This window comes from Allostella sp. (genome assembly GCF_041913585.1).
Lineage (GTDB): Bacteria > Pseudomonadota > Alphaproteobacteria > ATCC43930 > Allostellaceae > Allostella.
Window position 1 is genome coordinate 1 of record NZ_JAYSFE010000237.1, and the last position, 3231, is coordinate 3231.

General features: G+C 75.5%; 6 protein-coding genes. All 6 read left to right on the top strand.

Features of this window, described 5'->3' with window-relative positions; genetic code table 11:
- Positions 1–1030, top strand: a 1030-nt coding sequence (locus ACE3Q3_RS23570) for a hypothetical protein (RefSeq protein ID WP_374450176.1), incomplete at its 5' end; no start/stop codon positions are given.
- A gap of 4 nt (positions 1031–1034) precedes the next feature.
- Entirely contained in the window at positions 1035–1877 is an 843-nt protein-coding gene (locus tag ACE3Q3_RS23575) for a hypothetical protein (RefSeq protein WP_374450177.1), read from the top strand.
- Between the two features lie 2 nt (positions 1878–1879).
- The gene (locus ACE3Q3_RS23580) at positions 1880–2164 is read left to right on the top strand and encodes a hypothetical protein (protein ID WP_374450179.1); all 285 of its coding nucleotides are present in this window, start codon (positions 1880–1882) and stop codon (positions 2162–2164) included.
- Between the two features lie 3 nt (positions 2165–2167).
- Positions 2168–2602, top strand: a complete 435-nt coding sequence (locus ACE3Q3_RS23585; RefSeq protein WP_374450181.1) for a structural protein — start codon at positions 2168–2170, stop codon at positions 2600–2602.
- Positions 2589–2897, top strand: a complete 309-nt coding sequence (locus ACE3Q3_RS23590) for a hypothetical protein (RefSeq protein ID WP_374450183.1) — start codon at positions 2589–2591, stop codon at positions 2895–2897. The genes ACE3Q3_RS23585 and ACE3Q3_RS23590 overlap by 14 nt, the downstream gene beginning before the upstream one ends.
- Positions 2898–2902: 5 nt before the next feature.
- Positions 2903–3231 (top strand): hypothetical protein (locus ACE3Q3_RS23595; RefSeq protein WP_374450185.1); only part of this gene is annotated, 329 nt, incomplete at its 3' end.

Here is a 3231-nt window from a genome sequence, read left to right on the forward strand (position 1 = left end):
GGCGGAGATCGCGCCCGGCCGGGTGGTGATCGACTGGACCCCCGGCGACATCGCGACGGTCACGGCAGCGCCACTGCTGGCGGCGTTGCTGCGTGACCGGGCGGGCTTCCGCCATGTCCGCGCCGGTGCGGAACTGCTGGTTTCGCTCGCTGCCGACGCTGCCACGCGCACGCTCGTCGCCGGCGGCGGCAGCTTCCCGGCGCTCGGCCTCCGGCCCGGCGACCAGATCAGCCTGGAGGGCGAGGGCCCCAATTGCGGGATCAACCTCACGGTCGCCACGGTCGCGGAGACGGTGCTCGGCATCGTCGAGCCGATCGCCGACATGGCGCCCGCGACCGACCTCGTCCTGGTCGCCGGCGATCTCGACGGGCCGGCGCTGGTTCGGCTCGCCGAGGATTGCGCGCAGCCGCTCGGCCTGTGGCTCGGCGAGGAGAGCCCGACCGGCCGCGATCTCGTCGATCGCGTGCTGGCCGGCATCGGCGGCTGGGTCGACGTGACGCCGGCCGGACTCGTGACCTTCGGCCGGTATGCCGGTCCCGCGACGATCGCGGACCATGCGCTGGACGGCCGCCATCTGCTGGCGCCGCCGCGCCGCGTCGCTGCCGGGCCCGCGCTGTGGCGGCGACGGATCGGCGCCCGGCGCTGCTGGCGGGTGCATGGGCCGGGCGAAGTGGCGGCAGCGGCTGGCGAACCGGCGCGCGGCTTCCTGGCGCAGGAGTGGCGCGAGGGGGTGGCCGAGGCGCCCGACGCGCGCATCGCCGATCTCGGCGCCGAGGAGGCGTTCGCCGAGAGCCCCCTCGACCGCCGGGAGGATGCCGCGGCCGAGGCGGCGCGCCAGCTCGCCCTGATGTCGCCCGACCGGCTCGCCTTCGAGGTCGACGCCACCCTGGCGGCGCTGCCGTGGCGGCTCGGCGCGACGGTCGCCCTGTCGGCGCCGGCGGCCGGCCTGCCGGCGGCGCGGCGCCTGACGGTGGTCGCGCGGTCGGTCCGGCTCGCGGACGACCGCATCACCCTGACCCTCCTGGGATAGACCGATGGCCAATTGCCTTCTCGCGCCGCTGAACTGGATCGCGCTCGACGGCGTCGCCTTCTCGGGCGGCAGCTGGGTTCCGTCCCTGCCGGCGTCGGCGCTGGCGACGCCCGATCCGCTCGAGGTCGCCCGTTCGGTATCGGCCGATCCCGCGGACACGCGGGTCACGGTCGACCTCGGCGCGCAGCGGCTGATCGACGTCGTCGGCCTGTTCCATGCCGGCCTGACGCCGGCGGCGCGCATCCGGATCTCGGCCGGGGAGGGTTGGGACGGCGGCTGGCAGGACGCCTGGCCGGTCGCCTATGCCCCGGCGGCCGGCTACCTGCCGTTCGGCCGGCCCTCGGCCGACGGCCGGCTGCCGGGCGACGAATGCGACCCCCGCGGCATCTCCTGGTTCCAGACGCTGCCGGCGCCGGTGACGGCGCGTGCGCTGACGGTCGAGATCGACGATGCCGGCAACCCGGCCGGCTTCGTCCAGGCGGGCCTGCTCTTCGCCGGCAAGGGCGAGCGTCCGGCGATCAACCTCGCCGACGGCTTCCAGGTCGCCTTCGTCGAGGAGGGGACCGTCCGCCGCAGCCTCGCCGGAACGCTCCTCGGACGCCGGCACTGGCGGCGCCGGCGCATCGCCGGCGCACTGCGCTGGCAGGACCGCGACGACGCGCTCTGCCGCTGGCTGGAGGTGGCGCGCCGCGCCGGCCGCCTGGCGCCGGTCTTGTTCTCGATCGATCCCGACGGCGGCATCCACCGCGACCGGCTGACCCTCGTCGGCCATCTCGACGAGCCGAGCCCGGTCGAGCAGGCGCAGTACCGCTACTGGGGCTGGCCCTTCGCGATCACGGAGGCATGAGAATGCAGGCCGAACGGACCCGTCCCACCCGCGAGCCGGTCGTCGTGACCCATGCCGACCTGCTGGCGCGCATCGCCGTGCTGGAGACCCAGATCGGGCACCTGCGCGAGACGATCCAGGCCGGTGCCGCCGAGCGCGCCCGCATCCTGGTCGAACTGGCCGAACTGAAGCTGCTCGTCGCCCACCTCCGCGGCGCCTGGCGAGTGGTCGGCGCCGCCTCGGGCGCGCTCGGCCTCGTCCTCGGCGCCACCCTGCCCACCCTGGTCCGCATCCTGATCGGAGCCTGAGCCATGGCCGAGCTGCCGCGGGGCATCCGCAACCACAATCCGGGAAACATCGATCGCGGCCGCGACCGCTGGCGCGGCATGGCCGAGGACCAGTCCGGCGACGGCCGGTTCGTCGTCTTCGAGGCGCCCGAATGGGGCATCCGCGCCATCGTCCGCGTGCTCCGCTCCTACCGGGACCGCCACGGACTGCGGACCGTGGCCGGGATCGTCGGCCGCTGGGCACCGCCCGCCGAGAATCCGACCGCGCGCTATGTCGCCTTCGTCTGCGACCGGCTCGGCGTCGGCCCGGACGAGCCGGTCGATCTCGACGATCCGCGGGTGCTCCGCGCGCTGGCGCGGGCGATCGTCCGCAAGGAATGCGGTCCGGGGCCGCTGGCCGATGGCGACTGGTATCCCGACGAGGTCCTCGACGAGGGCATCCGCCGTGCCGACGGATGAGGATCCGCGCCTCTCGGGGCTGGAGACGAGCTGGCGCCTGCGCCGCCGTGCCGTCTGGCTGACGCTCGCCTACTGCATGGGCGGGCTCACCTGGCTCGCCCTCTGGGGTCGGCACGACAGCCGCCTGCACGAGACCATCGCGGCCGCGCTCGCGATGCTGCTGGGGTCGGTCGTCATGGCCTACATCGCCGGCGCCACCTACGACGACCGCTCGCGCCGGCAGACCTGGGTGCAATGGGATTCGGGCCGTGCGGCGGCGCGCCGGCGTGACGATCACGACAGCGCCGCCGGATAGGGAGGATGCCGATGCTCGCAACCCTGCTGGCCGGCCGGCCGGCCGCCCTGCTGCTGGCGATCGCCGGGATCGCCGCCGTCGCCGGACTCTGGATCTGGATCGAGCGCGCCGCGGCCGCCGGCTGGCGCGAGCGCGCGGCGGCGGCCGAGCAGGCGGCGTCCACCGCACGCGCCGCCGCCGTCGCCAACGCCGCGGCGGCGGAGTGGCAGCGCCGCCGCGCCGAGGCGGCGCAGGCCGCTTCCGCCCGGCTGGAAGCCCGCCGCGGCCTGCTGCGCACCGGCACCGTCACCATCGTCCGGGAGGTTCGCCGTGAGAAGGATGCCCTCGATCCCGT

Coding starts and splice junctions, on each gene's coding strand:
- ACE3Q3_RS23585 (WP_374450181.1), top strand. CDS start 2,168: ATGGCCGAGCTGCCGCGGGGCATCCGCAACCACAATCCGGGAAACATC.
- ACE3Q3_RS23580 (WP_374450179.1), top strand. CDS start 1,880: ATGCAGGCCGAACGGACCCGTCCCACCCGCGAGCCGGTCGTCGTGACC.
- ACE3Q3_RS23575 (WP_374450177.1), top strand. CDS start 1,035: ATGGCCAATTGCCTTCTCGCGCCGCTGAACTGGATCGCGCTCGACGGC.